The following is a 19134-nucleotide window of genomic DNA, read 5'->3' as shown; positions in this document are numbered from 1 at the left end:
CGCGCACCGTGCTGCGATGATTGGGTACTAATAGGCCGCTCGGTAGATCTTCTCGATATCGACGGTACTCAACTTGCGCGGATTGTTACGCATCAGGCGCTCAATCCCAGCGGCTTCCACCGCCATGGCCGGGATCGCATCCTCAGGCACCCCGAAACTGCGCAGGCCCAGCGGGATTTCTACCGCTGCACACAGCTCGGTCATCGCCTCCACGGCTTTGTCCGCCGCTTCGTTGGCGCTCAGATGAGCGGTCATCACCCCCATGGCCTCGGCAATATCCTGCATGCGCTCCACGCAAGCCATCTTGTTCCAGGTCATGACATACGGCAGCAGCAAGGCATTGCTGACGCCATGGGCAATGTTGAAACGCCCGCCCAGTGGATACGCCAACGCATGCACCGCGCCGACCCCGGCATTGCCGAACGCCATGCCGGCCATCAGGCTGGCGGTGGCCATGTCTTCGCGGGCTTGCAGATGGGATGGATTGGCGTAGGCCTTGGGCAGTGCTTTGGTAATCAGTTTGATCGCGCCAATAGCCAGGGCATCGGTGATTGGCGAAGCATTGAGCGACAAGTAGGACTCGATGGCGTGCACCAGCGCATCGATGCCACTGGCAGCGGTGACACTGCGCGGGCAGGTCAGGGTCATTTGCGGGCTGATCAGTGCCACGTCCGGCAACAGGTAATCGCTGACAATACCTTTCTTCAGTTGCGCGATCTTGTCGGAGAGGATGGCCACGTTGGTCACTTCCGAACCGGTGCCGGCAGTGGTCGGGATAGCAATCAGCGGCGGGCCTTTGCGCGGCACCTGATCGACGCCGAACAAGTCCTCCAGGGCGCCGTGGTAACCGGCATAAGCGGCAACACTCTTGGCGATGTCGATGGCACTGCCGCCACCGAGACCAATCAATCCGTCATGCCCGCCTTCACGGTAAACCCGCATACAATCTTCGACGATGGCGATTTCCGGATCCGGCAGCACCCGGTCGAAAATCTCGTAACTGCGCTCGCCCAGCTGCGCCAGCGCCAGCTCTACCGTGCCGGACTTGACCAGAGCGGCGTCGGTAACGATCAGCGGGTTATCGATGTCCAGACGTGTGAGCTCAGCCGCCAGTTGCTCGATGGCACCTGCGCCAGTGATCAGTTTGTGAGCAATTTTGAAAGAGGAAAGACTCATGTGCGCAGCCTCTTATAGATAGGGGAGCTGGGCACAATAGTAGCTGGGGATTGGGGTTTGTCTGCTATTCAGATTGTGAATCACCGCCGATCCCGAAATTACCCTAAATCCCTGTGGGAGCGGGCTTGCCCGCGATGGCGTCATGACATCCAATATCAGTGTTGACTGATATACCGTCATCGCGGGCAAGCCCGCTCCCACATATTTACCGCCCGCGGCTTCAGACCTGGGCGGTGCGAAGTTTTTCGCTGCGCCCACGCAGCCATTCCAGTGTCAGCAACAGGACCACCGAGAACGCAATCAGCAGCGTCGCGGCAGCGGCAATCGTCGGGCTGAGGTTTTCGCGGATGCCGCTGAACATCTGCCGAGGCAAGGTCGCTTGTTCGGGACCAGCAAGGAACAGCGTCACCACCACTTCGTCAAATGAGGTGGCGAAGGCAAACAGCGCACCGGAAATCACGCCCGGCGCAATCAACGGCAAGGTCACCCGACGGAATGCGGTCAACGGCGAAGCCCCCAGGCTTGCAGCGGCGCGTACCAGGTTCTGGTTAAACCCCTGCAACGTCGCCGATACCGTGATGATCACAAACGGCACACCCAACACCGCATGCACCACGATCAACGAGAAAAAGCTGTTGCCCAATCCCAGCGGCGCAAAGAACAGATAACTCGCCACACCAATGATGACCACCGGCACCACCATCGGCGAAATCACCAGCGCCATCACCAGTGGCTTACCCGGGAAATCACCCCGGGTCAGGCCGATCGCCGCCAACGTGCCAAAGATCATCGCCAGTACCGTCGCTGCGGGGGCCACAATCATGCTGTTCTTCAACGAACGCATCCATTCCGCCGAAGCAAAAAAATCCTCATACCACTGCAACGAGAAGCCTTGCAGCGGATAGACCAGAAAGCTCCCGGAGTTGAACGACAGCGGAATGATCACCAGCACCGGCAGGATCAGGAACAACAGAATCAAGCCGCAGAGAATCCGCAAGCTGTAGAACCAAACCCGTTCGATGGGCGACATGTAAGGACTCAGCATTTCATTCTCCCCTTAGCTCAGGCGCAGGCGACTGGCGCCCACCAGCCGGCTGTAAATCAGATAAAGCACCACGGTCGCCAGCAGCAACAGCCCACCGAGCGCGGTCGCCATGCCCCAGTTGATGCTGGTGTTGGTGTAGAAGGCGACGAAATAACTGACCATCTGATCATTCGGGCTGCCCAGCAACGCCGGGGTGATGTAGTAGCCGATGGCGAGGATGAACACCAACAGGCAACCGGCGCCGACACCGGCATAGGTCTGCGGGAAATACACCCGCCAGAAACTGGCGAACGGGTGGCAGCCGAGGGAAATCGCCGCGCGCATGTAAGTCGGCGAGATGCCTTTCATTACGCTGTAGATCGGCAGAATCATGAACGGCAGCAGAATGTGCACCATCGAGATGTAGACCCCGGTGCGGTTAAACACCAGCTCCAGCGGCTTATCGATAATGCCCATGGCCATCAGCCCGCTGTTGATCAAACCGCCCGACTGTAGCAACACGATCCACGCAGCGACCCGCACCAGAATCGAGGTCCAGAACGGCAACAGCACCAGAATCATCAACAGGTTGCTTTGCCGCGATGGCAGGTTCGCCAGCAGGTAGGCCAGTGGATAGGCCAGCACCAGGCAGATCACGGTGATGATCAGGCCCATCCAGAAGGTCCGGGCAAAGATATCGAGGTAGATCGCCTGATCGGGGGTGGCCGGGGCCAGCTCACCGAGGTCGTCGATACGATGATCGACAGCTGCCAGCAGGTAATAAGGCGTCACATTACTGGTATTGCGGCGCACGACCTGCCAATAGGCCGGATCACCCCAACGCTCGTCCAGCGCTTCGAGCGCTTCCTTATAGGACGTCGGCTCGGTGGCGAACGGCAAGGCGCGTGCGGTTTTGGTCAGCAGGCTGCGGTAGCCGGCCAACTCCATGTTCAAGCGCTTGGACAAGTCACCCAAGGTCTGATTCTTGCGGGCTTCGGCGAGGTCTTCGCTGGCGGCCTTGTACACAGGCTCTGCCGGCAGGCCGCGGCCATCCCAACTGGCGATGGCTGCCACGGTGCGCGGCATGGCGCCAACCACTTCGGGGTTACCGACGCTTTTGTAGAGCAGCGCCACGATCGGCACCAGGAACACCAGCAACAGAAACAGCACCAACGGCGCGATCAAGGCTTGAGCTTTCCAGCGGTTGATCCGCTCGGCGTGCTTGAGCCGCTGCTTCAAGGTGGGGTCAGTGCCCGCGTTCACGGGAACGGCGATAGCCATGGCGTACTCCGGAAATCGATCTTTCTAATTCGAACAACCTGTGGGAGCGGGCTTGCCCGCGATGACGATGTATCAGTCAACATGAATGCTGAATGTGATGACGCCATCGCGGGCAAGCCCGCTCCCACATTAGTTGTGGTTACTTCGCAGCCCAGGAATTGAAGCGCTGCTCCAGTTGCTCGCCGTTGTCAGCCCAGAAGCTGACGTCGATCTGCACCTGGTTGGCGATGTTTTCCGGGGTGGTCGGCATGTCTTTCAGGACATCCTTGGCCAACAACGGCACGGCTTTGGTGTTGGCCGGGCCGTAAGCGATGTTTTCCGAGTAGGTCTTCTGTTGCTGCGGTTGCACGGTGAAGGCGATGAATTTCTTCGCCGCTTCGGCGCGCTTGGCGTCCAGACCTTTCGGGATGGCCCATGCGTCAAAGTCGTAGATACCGCCGTTCCACACCACTTTCAGGTTGCTTTCTTTCTGTACCGCCGCGATCCGGCCGTTGTAGGCCGAGCTCATGACCACGTCACCGGAGGCGAGGTATTGCGGCGGTTGTGCGCCGGCTTCCCACCACTGGATGCTTGGTTTGAGCTCATCGAGTTTCTTGAACGCACGGTCCTGACCATCCTTGCCAGCCAGTACTTTGTAGACGTCTTTCGGCGCAACGCCGTCAGCCATCAGTGCGAATTCCAGGGTGTACTTGGCGCCTTTACGCAAGCCGCGCTTGCCCGGGAATTTCTTGGTGTCCCAGAAATCGACCCAACTGGTCGGTGCGGATGCCAGCTTGTCAGCGTTGTAGGCCAGCACGGTCGACCACACGAAGAAGCCCACGCCGCACGGCTGGATAGCGCCCTTGACGTAGTCTTCGGACTTGCCAAACAGCGCAGGGTCGAGTTGTTCGAACATGTCTTCATCGCAACCACGGGACAGTTCCGGCGATTCAACTTCCACCAGGTCCCAGGACACGCTCTTGGTGTCGACCATGGCTTTGACCTTGGCCATCTCGCCGTTGTACTCGCCCGCCACGATCTTGCCGTTGCCCGCCGCTTCCCACGGTGCGTAGAAGGCTTTGACCTGCGCCGCCTTGTTCGCCCCGCCAAAGGACACCACGGTCAGGTCCGGGCCCGCCGCCATCGCGTGTGCCGCACCCATCATGCCCACGACCAGGGCGGTGAATTTCAGGGATCTCAACATTTATTGTTCTCTCCACGTGCAGGGTTGGTGTTGGTGTAGCCGGGGCGATCAATGCGCCTCTAAAAGTGGGTCGAGCGCGCGAACGTGTTCGACCTGCCAGCCAAGCGGTACCACGTCGCCGACAGCGAGCGCGGGATCGAGCTCGGCAATCGGTTGTTTCACGAAGAAGTCGGTCTTGCCGCAGACTTCCAGACGAACCCGGACGTGGTCGCCCAGATAGATGAATTCCGCCACCCGCCCCGAGAAGCGGTTGACGCAGGATTCGCTCGAACCATTGAGACTCACGCGTTCCGGGCGAATCGACAGGGTGACGGGGTCGCCGGTCTTGCCGACATTGACCGCCAGGGCTTCAACCTTTTCACCGCGACCGAGTTCGACGACGCAGCGGTCGCCGGTGTGGCTATGCAAGCGACCATTGAGACGGTTGTTCTCGCCGATGAAGTTGGCGACGAAGGTGTTTTTCGGTTCTTCATAGAGGGAGCGCGGTGGTGCGATCTGCTGGATCTCGCCCTGGTGGAACACCGCCACACGGTCAGACATGGTGAGGGCTTCGCCCTGGTCGTGGGTCACGTAGACCACGGTCACACCAAGGCGTTGGTGCAGGTGTTTGATTTCCATCTGCATGTGTTCGCGCAGTTGTTTGTCCAGTGCGCCGAGAGGTTCGTCCATCAGCACCAGTTGCGGTTCGAACACCAACGCACGGGCCAAGGCCACACGCTGTTGCTGGCCGCCGGACAGTTGCGCCGGATAACGCTGGGCGAAGGTGTCGAGCTGAACCATGCTCAAAACGCGTTTGACCCGGTCACTGACATCATTCTTGTTCAAACCGCGCACGGTCAGCGGGAACGCCAGGTTCTCGGCGACCGTCATGTGCGGGAACAACGCGTAGTTCTGGAACACCATGCCGATGTCGCGTTTATGCGGCGGCACGTTGTTGATGGAACGCCCGGCCAGTTGAATTTCGCCGGCGGTCGGCGTTTCGAAACCGGCGAGCATCATCAGACTGGTGGTCTTGCCGGAGCCGGACGGCCCGAGCAAGGTGAGGAATTCGCCTTTGCGAATATCCAGGTTGAGGTCTTTGACGATCAGGTTCTCGCCGTCGTAGCTCTTTTGCACTCCACGAAAGCTGACCAGAATATCGCTGGCCCCTGCGCTTGAATCAACCTGGCTCATACCCACACCTTTGTTATTGATGACTGCTGTGGACTAAGCCTAGTGGACGCTGGGAGCGGCGCAAATCGGGGCGCAGGAGAGAATCGCCTCAGCCGGATGGAAGGTTGGGGGTAGGGATTGCCCTACAAGGATGGCGGGGATGGATATGTCGATTCGGGATCGCGACAGGCGGTGAGCTGTAAGCCGTAAGAACAGGCAAAAGCGGCTTGATGTGCATGTCGCAAATGGACATGCCTACACGGTCCTGTGGGAGCGGGCTTGCCCGCGATGACAGTGGAACATTCAAAAATCCTATCGACTGACAAACCGCAATCGCGGGCAAGCCCGCTCCCACAGGGATTTGCAGTGAACCCGTGGACTGGGTGTATCAGAGGAGTTTGTGTTCCATCGCGTACTTCACCAGTTCGGCCAGGGAGGTGATGTTGAGTTTCTGCATCAGTCGCGCCTTGTGGGTGCTGATGGTTTTGCTGCTCAGGGCAAGTTGCTGGGCGATGTCGTTGACGTTGGCACCCTGGGCCAGGCGTTCGAACACCGAGAACTCACGCTCCGACAGCAATGAGTGCAATGGCCGCGAATCCGTCAGGCCGACTTCGAAGACCATCCGGTCAGCCAGGTCCGGGTCGATGTATCGCCCACCCGCCGCGACTTTGCGGATTGCCGTCAGCAGTAATGCCGGATCGCTGTCCTTGGTCGCATAACCTGCAGCGCCGACCTTCAACGCTCGAGCGGCCATTTGTGCTTCGTCGTGCATCGACAACACCAGGATCGCCGGGGGATTGTTCAAGGCGCGAATCCGCGGGATCGCTTCCAGGCCGTTGACCCCGGGCATGGAGATATCCAGCAACACCACTTCGCACGGAACATGGCGCAAGGTCTCGAGCAACTGCTCGCCATTGCTCGCCTCCCCTACCACCAGCAAGTCCTTGGCCAGGCCGATCAATTGCTTGATGCCTTCGCGAACGATGGTGTGGTCTTCGGCTACCAGTACACGGATCACGTTCTTCTCCAGATTCAAGATCTATCGCGGGCAAGCCCGCTCCCACAGTGATTTGGGGGTGTCAAAGATCTGTGCACTTACACAAACCCCTGTGGGAGCGGGCTTGCCCGCGAAGGCGCCAGCTCAAACAACACAAAACCATCAGGCTTCATCCAGCGGCACTCTTACACTCAGGGTCGTACCCTCCCCCGGCTCACTCTCAAGCGACAACTGCCCGCCCATGATCAACACCCGCTCACGCATGCCGACCACTCCAAAGGATGTCGGCCTGCCAGTGGCGGCGACAAATCCTACGCCATCATCGCTGACAGTCAGGCAGAGTTCATCGCCCTCAAGGGCCAGCGTCAGTTCAACAGTATGCGCCTGGGCGTGGCGCATGACATTGGTCAGCGCTTCCTGAAGGATCCGGAACAGCCCGATGGCCTTGGCATCGCTGAGCACCGGCAGGTTATCCGGCACTTGCACCAGACACGGGATCTGCGTGCGTGCCTCGAACCGCCGGGCCTGCCATTCAATGGCCGAGGCAATCCCGGCATCGAGAATCGGCGGCCGTAGCGCCGTGGCCACATCGCGCACCAGTTGAAACAGCTGAGCAATCAGCCGCTTCATGCTGTTCAAGCGCTCGTGCAGACCCGGATCGAGCTGGGCGTAGGCCAATTCGCACATGGACGTTTCCAGCTTCAACACGGTCAGCATCTGACCCAATTCGTCGTGAACTTCCCGGGCGATGCGGGCCTTTTCCTCTTCCCGAACGCTCTCCAGGTGGGCGGACAACTCGCGCAGTTGCTCGCGGGAGCTGGCCAGTTCCAGTTCGATGCGCTTGCTCTCGGTGATGTCCCAGACGATCCCGTCCCAGACATAGGCGCCGTCATCGAGGCGGCGAGTGATGGCCTTGATCTCGGCCCAGCGCTGCTCGCCCTGACGGGTCAGAATCCGCCCCTGCCACGACCAGTCACTGTCGGTGTCCAGCGCGTGATTCTGAGTCTGGTGATAACTGGCCCTGTCGTCCGGATGCACCAGACTGCGCAGACCTTTGTCGCGATGGGCCAGCGTCGCGGGCGAGTAGCCCACCAGGCTCTCGCTGCCTTCACTGATGTAGGCAAAGTCGATTTGCCCGGTCACCGGCGCGCGCTCCAGACGAAAGACCAGGCCGGGGACGTTGGCGGCGATCCCTTGCAGGCGCGCTTCGCTTTCCTGCAACGCGGCCAGGGCGCGACGACGCTCGGTGACGTCATTGAGGTAAACCACCAGGTATTCGCCATCGCGAAAACGCAAGAAGCTCAACGAAACATCTGCCGGCAGGATACTGCCGTCCGCTCGCACGCAATGGGTCTCGAAACTTTGCGGCGCGTCGTCACTGGTCCGGGCGCGTTTCCACAGGCTCAGCCAGCGGTCCATGTGCAAGCCGGGCTCGAAGTCGATCAATGGCCGATCAATGATCCCGCCCACCGGGTAGCCGAGCATGGTTTCAGCCGCCCGGTTGGCATAGCGCACATGGCTGTCCCAGTTGACCCAGAGGATGCCGACGGTGCTCTGATCGATGGAAAACTGCGTGAGGCGCAAGGCCTCTTCGCTGGCCTCGCGCAGGGCAATGTCTTCGCGCGCCGCCAGCAATCGCTGCTCCAGACTGTGTTGTTGACGGCGCTGCCAGAACACAATGGCCATGCTGCTCAGCAGCAACACCACCAAGAGCAGGCAGAGGTTTTGCCAGAAACCCGGCGACTCGGACAGCCGCGGATACTTGGGTTGCACCCATTGATTGTGCAATTGCTCCAGATCCTTGGCCGGGATCGCCCGCAGCGCGCTTTCGACGATGCCGGCCAACTCCGGCCAGTCCCGGCGCGTGGCCACTCGCAGCAGTTGCGGGAAACCGATATCGCCCACCACCACCAGCCCGGAGAACTCGGGCTCGGCAGACAGACGCCCGAACTGCGCTTCATCGACTACGGCGTAACCGGCCTGCTGACTCAACAACAGTTGCAGCGCTTGGCGCTCCAGAGGCACGCCCTGCAAGTTCAGATGGGGATAATTGCTGCGCAGATAATCGGCGGTGACGCTGGGCATGCGCACGGCAACGCGGGTCTGGCTGTCGAGTTTTTCCAGTTCTACCGCCCCGGTGCTTTTCTGGTCGCTGACCACCAGTTGCGACACCCGCATGTAAGGGTCGGAAAATTGCCAGAGCCGCAAACCCACGGGGGTTTGCGTCAGGCCTGGCGCGATATCGATGTCGCCTTCACGGGCGGCGGCTTCCAGTTGCGCAAGATCGGGATAATTACGCCAGCTCAGTTCGATCTTGAGCGCCTTGGCCAGCCACTTCATCAGCTCGATATTAACCCCGGACAGGCGCTGCAAGCGGCGATCGTATTGGGCATAAGGCGTTTGCAACACCACTCCGACCCGCAACTCGCCATGCTGCGCCAGCCATTGCTGTTGCGCTGGCAACAGCTGCACGACGTGCGCCGGTGGCGCGGGCGCCGCCCAGCCCATCAAGGGAAACCACAAACAGCCGATAACCCACAGGCAGCGAAAATGCATCATCGAAGTCTCACACACTGACAAATACTGACCAACCCATTAGGCTGCCGGAATAACTTCTGGCCTGGAATATCCGATGCCCCCTGTCTACCGCCTGGCACTGCCAGCATTGTGCCTGTCGTTGATCCTGCCTTGCGCGTTTTCCGTCGAAGCGGCTGACCCGGCACCTGCCGCCGCGGAAAAGCCCGCAGAAGAAAAACCGGTTGAACGCCAGCCGCTGCTTGAGCGTAGTCAGGAAGAAGCGGCAGCACTTGAGCGAAAAATCCCTGCGCAGGAACAGCAACAACTGCAAGCCGGCACCGACAGCTTTCTCGCCTTGTGGAAACCGGCCAATACCGCCGAACCCAAAGGCGCGGTGATTATCATCCCGGGCGCCGGCGAAACCGTTGACTGGCCGCAAGCGATCAGCCCATTGCGCCGTAAATTGCCGGACGCCGAGTGGAGCAGCCTGAGTATCACCTTGCCGGACCTGCAAAGCGAAGCCATTGCGCCACGTATCGTCGAAGTGGCACCAGCGCCCAAAACGCCTGATGCCGGCAGCAAAGACGCGACGACTGCGGCGCCCATCGAACAGGCGGCTGGCGGCGAAGCGGAGGTAACCGACAAGGCCATCGTCGAAACCACCGAAGAACAAGCCAAAGCTGACGCCGAGCGAATCTTCGCGCGCATCGATGCCGCCATCGCCTACGCCGAACAGCAAAGCGCTCGCAGTATCGTCGTGCTGGGCCATGGTACCGGCGCTTACTGGGCCGCGCGTTATCTGAGCGAGAAGCAGCCATCGCAAGTCGAGAAATTCGTGATGATTGCCGCCCAGACGCCTGTTACAGCAAAACCGGGACTGGCTGAGCTCACACCCACCTTGAAGCTGCCTGCCGCAGACATCTTCTATATGGATAAGCCGGTGGATCGTAACGCGGCGCTGGAACGTTTACAGGCCAGCAAGCGCTTGAAAACTTCGGGGTTCAGTCAGGTGTCGCTCAAGGCATTGCCGGGGAATGCCAAGGCCGAGCAAGAGCAGTTGGTGCGGCGGGTGCGTGGGTGGTTGAATCCGCAGCCTGTGGCGGACTGATAGACCGAGTCGCCCCATTCGCGGGCAAGCCTCGCTCCCACAGGATTTGAGTCGTACGTAATTTTTGCTATCGACATAAAACCTGTGGGAGCGGGCTTGCCCGCGATGGCGGCATCACTGGTGACACAAACCTTACTTGCTACCGAAAATCCCGCCGCTCACGAATCAACGTATAGGCATTGTGCAATTCACGAGTCTTGTCCGTGGCCTCACGAACCTGCAACGCCGTCGCACCGCTGCCGGCAATCTTGTCCGGATGATGCCGACTGAGCAGGCGTCGATAGGCGTGCTTGATCTGTGCCGGCTCACTTGTGGCAGACACTCCCAACAGTCGCAAGGCATCCTGATACGTGATCGCGCTCGTGACCAACGGTCGCTTCTGCGGCTCGTAATCGCTGGCCAGCGCCTGCACTTGATGCGACGTCCAGCCGAGCCATTTGCCCCACTGGGCAATCAGCTCGCGCTCATTGCTACCGGCGCGACCATCCGCCCAGACCATCCGCCAACAGGCACGCAACACCCCTTCCGCCGCATGGGGTTGAGCACTCAGGCGTCGCAGATAACCGCGCAACCGGTCGTGTCCCGACTTACCGCGATTGAATGCTGCAATCGCCCGACGTTGTGCCGACTCGGTCATTTCCAGCGAACGCATTTCCTGCCGCGCCTGCTGAATGTGGCCATCCACTACCCGCCCATCGCTCTTGGCCAATCGGCCTAGCAACACGAACAGCAGCTCATCGTTGCGCAGCACCGAGCGACCACCGAACTTCTCCCATAAATGCGCCCAGCTTTGCAGGTGCAAGCGCCGGTCCAGCGCCTGTCCCAATAAAGCGCCGAGCATGGCCCCCGGAATGCTGGCTATAGCAAAGCCCGCTCCGGCTCCAATCAGAGTCCCTGGCCACAACATGTCAGCGTCTCGCTTCTATCAGAGTGTCTACTTCAGCCAGGCGCTCGTGGGTGCCGACATCCACCCAATGCCCATTCAGGCGTTCACCGGTCACTTGCCCGTCAGCCATGGCTTTGCGCAGCAGCGGCGCAAGTTTGAAGGCACCGGCCGAGCACCCGTCAAACAGCTGCGGGTGCAGCACAGCGATGCCGCTGTAGGTCAGGGTTGATGTATCCGGCCGACCGTCCTGCACATGGCCATCGACCAAAGTGAAATCCCCGGTCGGATGATGCGCCGGGTTGTCCGCCAATACCAAATGAGCGAGCCCGGCGATGGGCTGATGCAACACGCTGAAGTCGTAGTCGGTCCAGATGTCACCGTTGACCACCACAAAGGCCTCGTCTCCCAACAACGGCAACGCACGGAAAATACCGCCACCGGTTTCCAGCGGTTCACCTTCCGCCGAATACTGGATACTCACGCCGTACCGCGAACCATCGCCCAGATAATCTTCGATCTGCTGACCGAGCCAGGCATGGTTGATCACGATCTCGGTAAACCCTGCAGCCGCCAAGGCGCGCAGGTGATATTCGATCAGGGGCACTCCGCCAGCGCGAACCAGTGGTTTTGGCGTGGTCAGGGTCAGCGGACGCATGCGCTCGCCTTTACCCGCTGCCAGAATCATTGCCTTCATGCCGTCGCTCCAGCACGCAGACTGGCCAGCAATTCACCCAGCTCCGCCAGCTCAGGGCGACGGGCGATGACGGCGTCTATATAAGCAAAGAAGCGCGGAACGTCGCCGAGGTAGCGCGGCTTGCCGTCGCGATGGCAGATGCGGGCGAAAATGCCGATGACTTTCAAGTGCCGTTGCACACCCATCAGGTCGCTGGCGCGCAAGAAGTCTTCAAAGTCTGGCTGCACCGGGATGTCGAGCGCACCTGCTTGCTGCCAGTAATCCTCCAGCCAGCCACGCACGCGCTCCTCAGGCCAACTGAGGAAGGCATCCTTGAACAGGCAGGTCACGTCATAAGTCACCGGCCCGTACACCGCGTCCTGGAAATCCAGCACACCGGGATTCGGCTCGCTGAGCATCAGATTGCGCGGCATGTAGTCGCGATGCACCAGGACTTTGGGCTGGGCCAGAGCGCTGTCGATCAGCAAGTCGCTGATCTGTTGCCAGAGCGTTTGCTGCGCCGGGTCGAACTCGATGCCCAGTTCGCGCTTCACGTACCACTCGGGGAACAGTTCCAGCTCGCGACGCAGCAGCGCCACGTCATAACTCGGCAGCGGCGCCACCATCGGCAACTGCTGGAAAGCCAGCAGTGCTTGCAGGGCATCCTTGAACAAATCGTCGGCGTTTTCGCTGTCGATCACGTCCAGGTAAGTCTTGTTGCCCAGGTCATTGAGCAAAAGAAAACCACGCTCGAGGTCTTCGGCATAAATTTTCGGCACGTTTATTCCGGATTTCGCCAGCAGAAAAGCGATATCCACGAAGGGTTTGCAGTTTTCCTGGGGCGGCGGCGCGTCCATCACGACGAAACTTCTGCCTGCGCCTTCCCAGCGGAAATAGCGCCGAAAACTCGCGTCGCTACTGGCCGCAGTCAACGTGGCCGGGGGCACGGTGCCCCAACCTTGTTCTGCAAAGAGGATAGCCAACTGTTCATCGAGCCAAACTTTCAGGTGTTGCAAACGTACATCTTGGTCAGGCATTGCAAGGGTCTCCGACGGCGCTAGCCGTCAAGCGGGTCATGCTTTATTATCCAGCATCTTTTTCAGACCATCGAGAGGCGTGCGGCCCACACCGCGGGCAGATGGCACGCAGGAAGCCCGGACTAATAAGATGGCATTGAAATCCCCCGCGTTTCGTAAAAAATTTCCGTTGTTGGTTACCGGCAGTCTGCTGGCCCTGCAACCTCTAGCCACTTCGTTCGTGGTCGCTGCGGAACAGTATGACTGCTCAGTCTCTGCTTCGGGTGCCTGGGACTGTGCGCCAAAGGCACCGGCTGCTGCATTGCCGCCACGCCCCGTCCATGATGGCAGCGCAGTTTCCGCCACTGGCGAAGCTGCGGCAGACACCGGCTCCAGCGCAGATACCGGCACCAAACCCGTGCTGGTTACGGAGTCCAAGGGTCGCGGTTTGAAGTCGCGTAGTGAAGACTACAGCCACCTCGACTGGGTTCCACGGGAAAAGCTCACTGCAGCACAATTGGCCGAAACCGGTCCTTACTGCTCTGGTTCCTATATCGAACCGATTCGTCCTGGCATGAATGACAAGACGAGTAAAAGTGACGCTCCGACCTTTCTCGGTGCCAAAGCCTCTCGCTATAAGCAGGATGAGCAGGTCGCTACTCTGGCCGGTGACGTCGTTATGCGTCAGGGCAGCATGCAGGTAGAAGCCGACGAAGCGAACCTGTACCAGGCCGAGAGCCGTGGCGAACTGAGCGGCAACGTGCGTGTTCGCGACAACGGCGCACTGATCGTGGGCGACCACGCCGACGTGCAGCTCGACACGGGTGAAGCCAAAGTCGACAACGCCGAATACGTGATGCACAAATCGCGTATCCGCGGTAACGCGCTATATGCCAAACGGGCCGAGAACGCGATCATCCGCCTCAAGGACGGTACGTACACCACGTGCGAACCGGACAGCAACGCCTGGCAGCTCAAGGGCAACAACATCACCTTGAACCCGGCGACCGGTTTCGGTACTGCGACCAACGTGACGCTGCGAGTCAAGGACATTCCGGTTCTGTACACGCCGTACATCTACTTCCCGATCGACGACCGTCGTCAGTCCGGCTTCCTGCCACCGACCATTGGCACCGGCAGTGATACCGGCTTCCTGCTGGTCACCCCGTACTACTTCAACCTGGCACCGAACTACGATGCCACGTTGTACCCGCGCTATATGAGCAAGCGTGGCCTGTTGATGGAAGGCGAGTTCCGCTACCTGACCAAGTCCAGCGAAGGTCAGTTCGGCGCCGCGTACCTCAACGACGAGAACGACGATCGCAAGCTGCAGACTGACTACGAAAAAACCCGCTACATGTACAACTGGCAGCACAAGGGTGGCCTGGACTCGCGCGTATTGACTCAGGTCGATTACACCAAGATCAGCGATCCGTATTACTTCCAGGATTTGCAGACTGATCAGATTGGTGTGAAAAGTGCCGATTTCGTGAATCAGCAAGGTTCTGTCACCTATCGTGGCGACAGCTACACCGCTCGTTTGAATGCCCAGGCTTATCAGCTGGCGACCGTTTCGAACATCACGCCTTATGATCGTTTGCCGCAGATCACCTTCAACGGGCAGCTGCCGTATCATCCGGAAGGTCTGGATTTCGATTACGAGACTGAAATCGTCCGATTCGACCGTGACTTGGAAAATGGCAACTTCGTAAACGAAGATGGCACCGTCGAACCGCGACTTGATAACAACGTGACCGGCCTGGCTCGCGCTAATGGCGACCGTTTGAATCTCAAGCCGGGTGTCAGCCTGCCCTTGAACTGGACCTACGGTTTCCTGAAGCCATCGCTCAAGTATCAGTACACCCAGTACCAACTGGATCTGGACGGCACTGGCAAAAATCAAATCGTTGCTCAACAAAACGCAGCAGCGGCCGCTGGTACCGATTACATCGGTGGTGAATTCGGCAGCAACCAAAATCGCGGCGTACCGATCGCGAGCATAGACAGCGGCCTGTACTTCGATCGCAATACCCAATGGTTCGGCAAAAACTATCGCCAAACCCTGGAGCCTCGCCTGTTTTACCTCTATGTACCTGAGGAAGACCAGGAAGACATTCCGGTATTCGATACAGGCGAATACACCTTCAACTACGCCTCGCTGTTCCGCGACAACCGCTTCTCCGGCTCCGACCGTGTCGGCGACGAGAACAAGCTGTCGCTGGGCGTGACCAACCGCTGGATTGAAGATAACGGCTTCGAACGTCAACGCATCAGCGTCGGCCAGGCCTTGTACTTCAAGGACCGCGAAGTACAGTTGCCAGGTATCGATGCGAAAACCCGCGACGATGCAAAATCCAGTGTTTCGCCTTATGCGCTGGAATACGAATACCGCTGGAACCGCGATTGGCGCACCACCGCCGATTACAACTGGGACCCGGACAGCCGCAGCCCTCGCTCGGGCAGCGCGATGTTCCACTACCAGCCTGAAGACAACCCGAACAAGGTCATCAACGCCGGTTATCGCTATCGCAATGACCAGGTCCGTTATGACCAGAACACCGGTAAATGGTCGGTAGGCGGCGGTGACTACGGTACTCCGGGCACTCCTGGCTATGTGAAGGACTACTACAAGATCAAGCAGCACGACTTCTCGGTGATCTGGCCGATCGTGCCGCAGTGGAACGCCATCAGCCGCTGGCAGTATGACTACAACCGCAACCGTACTCTGGAAGCCTTCGGTGGTTTCGAATACGACAACTGCTGCTGGAAATTGCGCCTGATCAACCGTTACTGGGTCAGCTATGACGAGTTCAGTCAGAACGCCCCGGAAAACGAAAAAGGCGACCACGGCGTCTTCCTCCAAATTGTTCTGAAGGGACTCGGCGGCCTCACTGGCGCCAAGGTAGAGAGCTTCCTCGACAAAGGCATCCAAGGTTATCGTGAACGTGAAGACCAAGCTTTCTGATTGTCTGCGCCCGCTGATGCTGGGCGCGCTGTTCCTGGGTACCGCGGCCAACGCCGCGGTACAGTCCATCGATAAAGTGGTGGCTATCGTCGACAATGACGTGGTCATGCAGAGCCAACTGGACCAGCGTGTTCACGAAGTTCAGCAAACCATCGCCAAACGCGGGGCTGCCGTACCGCCTGCCGGCGTGCTGGATCAGCAGGTGCTCGAGCGTCTGATCGTCGAAAACCTGCAACTGCAGATCGGCGAGCGTTCCGGCATTCGCATTACCGATGAAGAACTGAACCAGGCTGTCGGCACCATTGCCCAGCGCAACAACATGTCGATTGAACAATTCCGCTCCGCTTTGTCTCGCGACGGCCTGTCTTATGACGACGCTCGTGACCAGATCCGCCGCGAAATGATCATCAGCCGTGTGCGTCAGCGCCGTGTAGCTGAACGCATCCAGGTGTCCGAGCAGGAGGTGAAGAACTTCCTGGCGTCCGACCTGGGCAAGATGCAGCTGTCCGAAGAGTTCCGTCTGGCCAACATCCTGATTCCTACGCCGGAAAGCGCCAACTCCGACGCGATTCAGAATGCAGCCAAACAAGCCGACGCGGTTTACCAGCAACTCAAGCAAGGCGCTGACTTCGGTCAGTTGGCAATCGCCAAATCCGCCAGCGAAACCGCACTGGAAGGCGGCGACATGGGCTGGCGTAAAGCTGCTCAACTGCCACCTCCGTTCGATCGCCTGCTGAGCACCATGGCTGTTGGCAACATTACCCAGCCTATGCGTACCCCGGGCGGCTTCATCATTCTGAAGATCCTCGACAAGCGTGGCGGCGAAGCCCAGGTGCGTGACGAAGTGCATGTGCGTCACATCCTGGTCAAACCAAGCCCGATCCGCGACGAAGCAAAAACCAAGGCTCTGGCTGATTCGCTCTATTCCCGTATCGAAGCGGGCGAAGATTTCGGCGAGCTGGCGAAAAGCTTCTCGGAAGATCCGGGTTCCGCCCTCAACGGTGGCGACCTGAACTGGATCGACCCGAATGCACTGGTGCCTGAATTCCGCGAAGTGATGGCCAAGACCCCACAAGGTCAGCTGTCCAAGCCATTCCAGACTCAATATGGCTGGCACGTACTGGAAGTCCTGGGCCGCCGCGCCACGGACAGCACCAGCCAGGCTCGTGAACAACAAGCGATGACCGTACTGCGTAACCGCAAATACGATGAAGAGCTGCAAACCTGGCTGCGTCAGATCCGTGACGAAGCGTATGTAGAAATCAAGCTTCCTGGTGCAGACCAGGCAACGCAGTGAAACCCAAGCGTTTCGCGTTGACCCCCGGCGAACCGGCCGGCATAGGTCCCGACCTGTGCCTGCTGCTCGCCTCGCAAGCTCAGCCATACCCCCTGATTGCCATTACCAGCCGCGACCTGCTCATCGAGCGGGCCGCGCAGTTGGGCGTGGTTGTTGATCTGCTGTCGGTAACGCCGGACAGCTGGCCGGATGCTCCCGCACCGGCCAACAGCCTGTATGTGTGGGATACGCCGCTTAACACCAAGGTCATCGCCGGGCAACTGGACAAAGCCAATGCGGCTTTCGTTCTGGAAACCCTGACGCGTGCTGGCCAGGGCTGCCTGGACGGGCATTTCGCCGGCATGATCACCGCCCCAGTGCACAAAGGCGTGATCAATGAATCCGGAATCGCCTTTTCCGGGCACACGGAATTTCTCGCTGACCTGACTCATACCGCGCAAGTGGTGATGATGCTCGCCACCCGCGGCTTGCGCGTAGCGCTGGTTACTACTCACCTGCCCCTTCGCGAGATTGCTGATGCAATCACGCCGGAGCGTCTGGAACGGGTCACGCGGATCCTGTACGCCGACCTGCAAGAAAAATTCGGCATCGCCCAGCCACGCATCCTGGTTTGCGGTCTCAACCCGCATGCCGGTGAAGGCGGTCACCTGGGCCATGAAGAAATCGACATCATCGAACCCACATTAGAGCGCCTGCGCGGCGAGGGCATGGACCTTCGCGGCCCCCTGCCCGCCGACACTCTGTTTACCCCCAAATATCTGGAGCACTGCGACGCGGTGCTGGCGATGTACCACGACCAGGGCCTGCCCGTGCTGAAATACAAAGGCTTCGGCGCGGCAGTCAACGTGACCCTTGGCTTGCCGATCATCCGCACTTCGGTCGACCATGGCACCGCCCTGGATCTGGCCGGCAGCGGCAAAATTGATACCGGCAGCCTGCAAGTCGCCCTGGAAACCGCCTATCAGATGGCCGAGACCCGTTTATGACCGAGCATTACCAACACCGGGCGCGCAAGCGCTTCGGCCAGAACTTCCTGCACGATGCCGGCGTTATCGATCGCATCCTGCGTTCCATTCACGCCAAACCCGAAGACCGTCTGCTGGAAATCGGCCCGGGCCAGGGCGCATTGACCGAAGGCCTGCTCAACAGCGGCGCCCAACTGGACGTGGTGGAGCTGGACAAGGACCTGATCCCGATCCTCAACCAGCAGTTCGCCAGCAAGAGCAATTTCCACCTGCATCAGGGTGACGCGCTGAAGTTCGACTTCAACAGCCTGAACGCCGCGCCGAACAGCCTGCGAGTGGTCGGCAACCTGCCGTACAACATCTCTACGCCGCTGATTTTTCATCTGCTGCACAACGCAAGCCTGATTCGTGACATGCACTTCATGCTGCAAAAAGAAGTGGTCGAACGTCTGGCGGCGGGGCCTGGTGGCGGTGACTGGGGTCGCCTGTCGATCATGGTTCAGTACCATTGCCGGGTCGAACATCTATTCAACGTCGGCCCGGGCGCATTCAATCCGCCGCCGAAAGTCGACTCGGCCATCGTGCGCCTGGTGCCTCACGCGGTACTGCCGCATCCAGCCAAAGATCACAAACTGCTGGAACGCGTCGTGCGCGAAGCCTTCAACCAGCGCCGTAAAACCCTGCGCAACACGCTGAAATTGTTGCTGAGCAACGCTGAAATCGAAGCCGCCGGCGTCGATGGCAGCCTACGCCCCGAGCAGCTCGATCTGGCGGCCTTCGTTCGCCTGGCCGACAAGCTCAGCGAACAAGTCCTACACAAGCCTGCCACCGACTGAAAGGCGATGAGCGCTATCGGGTAGGACGCCACTCTGGTTTACTACCCGATACTTGGCC

At 59.6% G+C, this 19134-nt stretch carries 15 protein-coding genes; 5 read left to right on the top strand and 10 right to left on the bottom strand.

Going from position 1 to position 19134, the window contains the following annotated elements; translation table 11 throughout:
* Nucleotides 1-27 precede the first annotated feature (27 nt).
* The 7 genes from AB7M26_RS08360 to AB7M26_RS08330 form a co-directional block, all read right to left on the bottom strand.
* Nucleotides 28-1176 carry an iron-containing alcohol dehydrogenase gene (locus AB7M26_RS08360; RefSeq protein WP_123497416.1) on the bottom strand — a complete coding sequence of 383 codons (1149 nt, stop codon included), beginning with the start codon at nucleotides 1174-1176 and terminating at the stop codon, nucleotides 28-30.
* A gap of 220 nt (nucleotides 1177-1396) precedes the next feature.
* Entirely contained in the window at nucleotides 1397-2221 is an 825-nt protein-coding gene (locus tag AB7M26_RS08355) for an ABC transporter permease (RefSeq protein ID WP_095630821.1), read from the bottom strand.
* Nucleotides 2222-2233: 12 nt separating this feature from the next.
* On the bottom strand, nucleotides 2234-3481 hold the full coding sequence (locus AB7M26_RS08350) for an ABC transporter permease (protein ID WP_123497414.1): 1248 nt from the start codon (nucleotides 3479-3481) through the stop codon (nucleotides 2234-2236).
* A gap of 139 nt (nucleotides 3482-3620) precedes the next feature.
* Entirely contained in the window at nucleotides 3621-4664 is a 1044-nt protein-coding gene (locus AB7M26_RS08345; protein ID WP_123497412.1) for a polyamine ABC transporter substrate-binding protein, read from the bottom strand.
* 48 nt (nucleotides 4665-4712) lie between these two features.
* The gene (locus AB7M26_RS08340) at nucleotides 4713-5837 is read right to left on the bottom strand and encodes an ABC transporter ATP-binding protein (RefSeq protein WP_123497410.1); all 1125 of its coding nucleotides are present in this window, start codon (nucleotides 5835-5837) and stop codon (nucleotides 4713-4715) included.
* Nucleotides 5838-6204: 367 nt separating this feature from the next.
* Nucleotides 6205-6834, bottom strand: coding sequence for a response regulator (locus tag AB7M26_RS08335; RefSeq protein WP_003210977.1), 630 nt, complete (start codon nucleotides 6832-6834; stop codon nucleotides 6205-6207).
* Nucleotides 6835-6975: 141 nt separating this feature from the next.
* The gene (locus AB7M26_RS08330) at nucleotides 6976-9372 is read right to left on the bottom strand and encodes a PAS domain-containing sensor histidine kinase (protein WP_123497408.1); all 2397 of its coding nucleotides are present in this window, start codon (nucleotides 9370-9372) and stop codon (nucleotides 6976-6978) included.
* A 73-nt stretch (nucleotides 9373-9445) separates the two neighbouring features.
* Between AB7M26_RS08330 and AB7M26_RS08325 the strand changes: the two genes are divergently transcribed.
* On the top strand, nucleotides 9446-10438 hold the full coding sequence (locus AB7M26_RS08325) for an alpha/beta hydrolase family protein (RefSeq protein ID WP_123497406.1): 993 nt from the start codon (nucleotides 9446-9448) through the stop codon (nucleotides 10436-10438).
* Between the two features lie 139 nt (nucleotides 10439-10577).
* Here the strand turns inward: AB7M26_RS08325 and AB7M26_RS08320 are convergent, their stop codons facing one another.
* Genes AB7M26_RS08320 through AB7M26_RS08310 form a run of 3 tightly spaced genes read right to left on the bottom strand, consistent with a single transcriptional unit; the run spans nucleotide 10578 to nucleotide 13034 of the window.
* Nucleotides 10578-11345: a TerB family tellurite resistance protein gene (locus tag AB7M26_RS08320; RefSeq protein ID WP_123497404.1), complete on the bottom strand. Its 768-nt coding sequence runs from the start codon at nucleotides 11343-11345 to the stop codon at nucleotides 10578-10580.
* Nucleotide 11346: 1 nt separating this feature from the next.
* Nucleotides 11347-12018: an N-acetylmuramate alpha-1-phosphate uridylyltransferase MurU gene (gene murU, locus AB7M26_RS08315; RefSeq protein ID WP_123497402.1), complete on the bottom strand. Its 672-nt coding sequence runs from the start codon at nucleotides 12016-12018 to the stop codon at nucleotides 11347-11349.
* On the bottom strand, nucleotides 12015-13034 hold the full coding sequence (locus AB7M26_RS08310) for an aminoglycoside phosphotransferase family protein (protein WP_123497400.1): 1020 nt from the start codon (nucleotides 13032-13034) through the stop codon (nucleotides 12015-12017). Before AB7M26_RS08310 ends, murU begins: the two co-directional genes overlap by 4 nt.
* Before the next feature lie 130 nt (nucleotides 13035-13164).
* On the opposite strand from AB7M26_RS08310, the gene AB7M26_RS08305 reads away from it, so the two are divergent.
* From AB7M26_RS08305 to rsmA, 4 genes are read left to right on the top strand one after another with little or no spacing between them, the layout of a single operon-like run.
* Complete coding sequence (locus AB7M26_RS08305) at nucleotides 13165-15978, top strand: LPS-assembly protein LptD (RefSeq protein WP_123497398.1); 2814 nt, start codon at nucleotides 13165-13167, stop codon at nucleotides 15976-15978.
* Entirely contained in the window at nucleotides 15959-17275 is a 1317-nt protein-coding gene (surA, locus tag AB7M26_RS08300; RefSeq protein ID WP_148050140.1) for a peptidylprolyl isomerase SurA, read from the top strand. The genes AB7M26_RS08305 and surA overlap by 20 nt, the downstream gene beginning before the upstream one ends.
* Nucleotides 17272-18261, top strand: a complete 990-nt coding sequence (gene pdxA / locus AB7M26_RS08295; RefSeq protein WP_123497396.1) for a 4-hydroxythreonine-4-phosphate dehydrogenase PdxA — start codon at nucleotides 17272-17274, stop codon at nucleotides 18259-18261. The genes surA and pdxA overlap by 4 nt, the downstream gene beginning before the upstream one ends.
* Nucleotides 18258-19076, top strand: coding sequence for a 16S rRNA (adenine(1518)-N(6)/adenine(1519)-N(6))-dimethyltransferase RsmA (gene rsmA, locus AB7M26_RS08290; RefSeq protein WP_008067426.1), 819 nt, complete (start codon nucleotides 18258-18260; stop codon nucleotides 19074-19076). Before pdxA ends, rsmA begins: the two co-directional genes overlap by 4 nt.
* Nucleotides 19077-19134 lie beyond the last annotated feature (58 nt).

It is taken from the genome of Pseudomonas sp. F-14 TE3482 (genome assembly GCF_053629455.1).
Note: the sequence above shows the minus strand (reverse complement) of the source record. Positions and strands in the feature narration are given on the sequence as shown.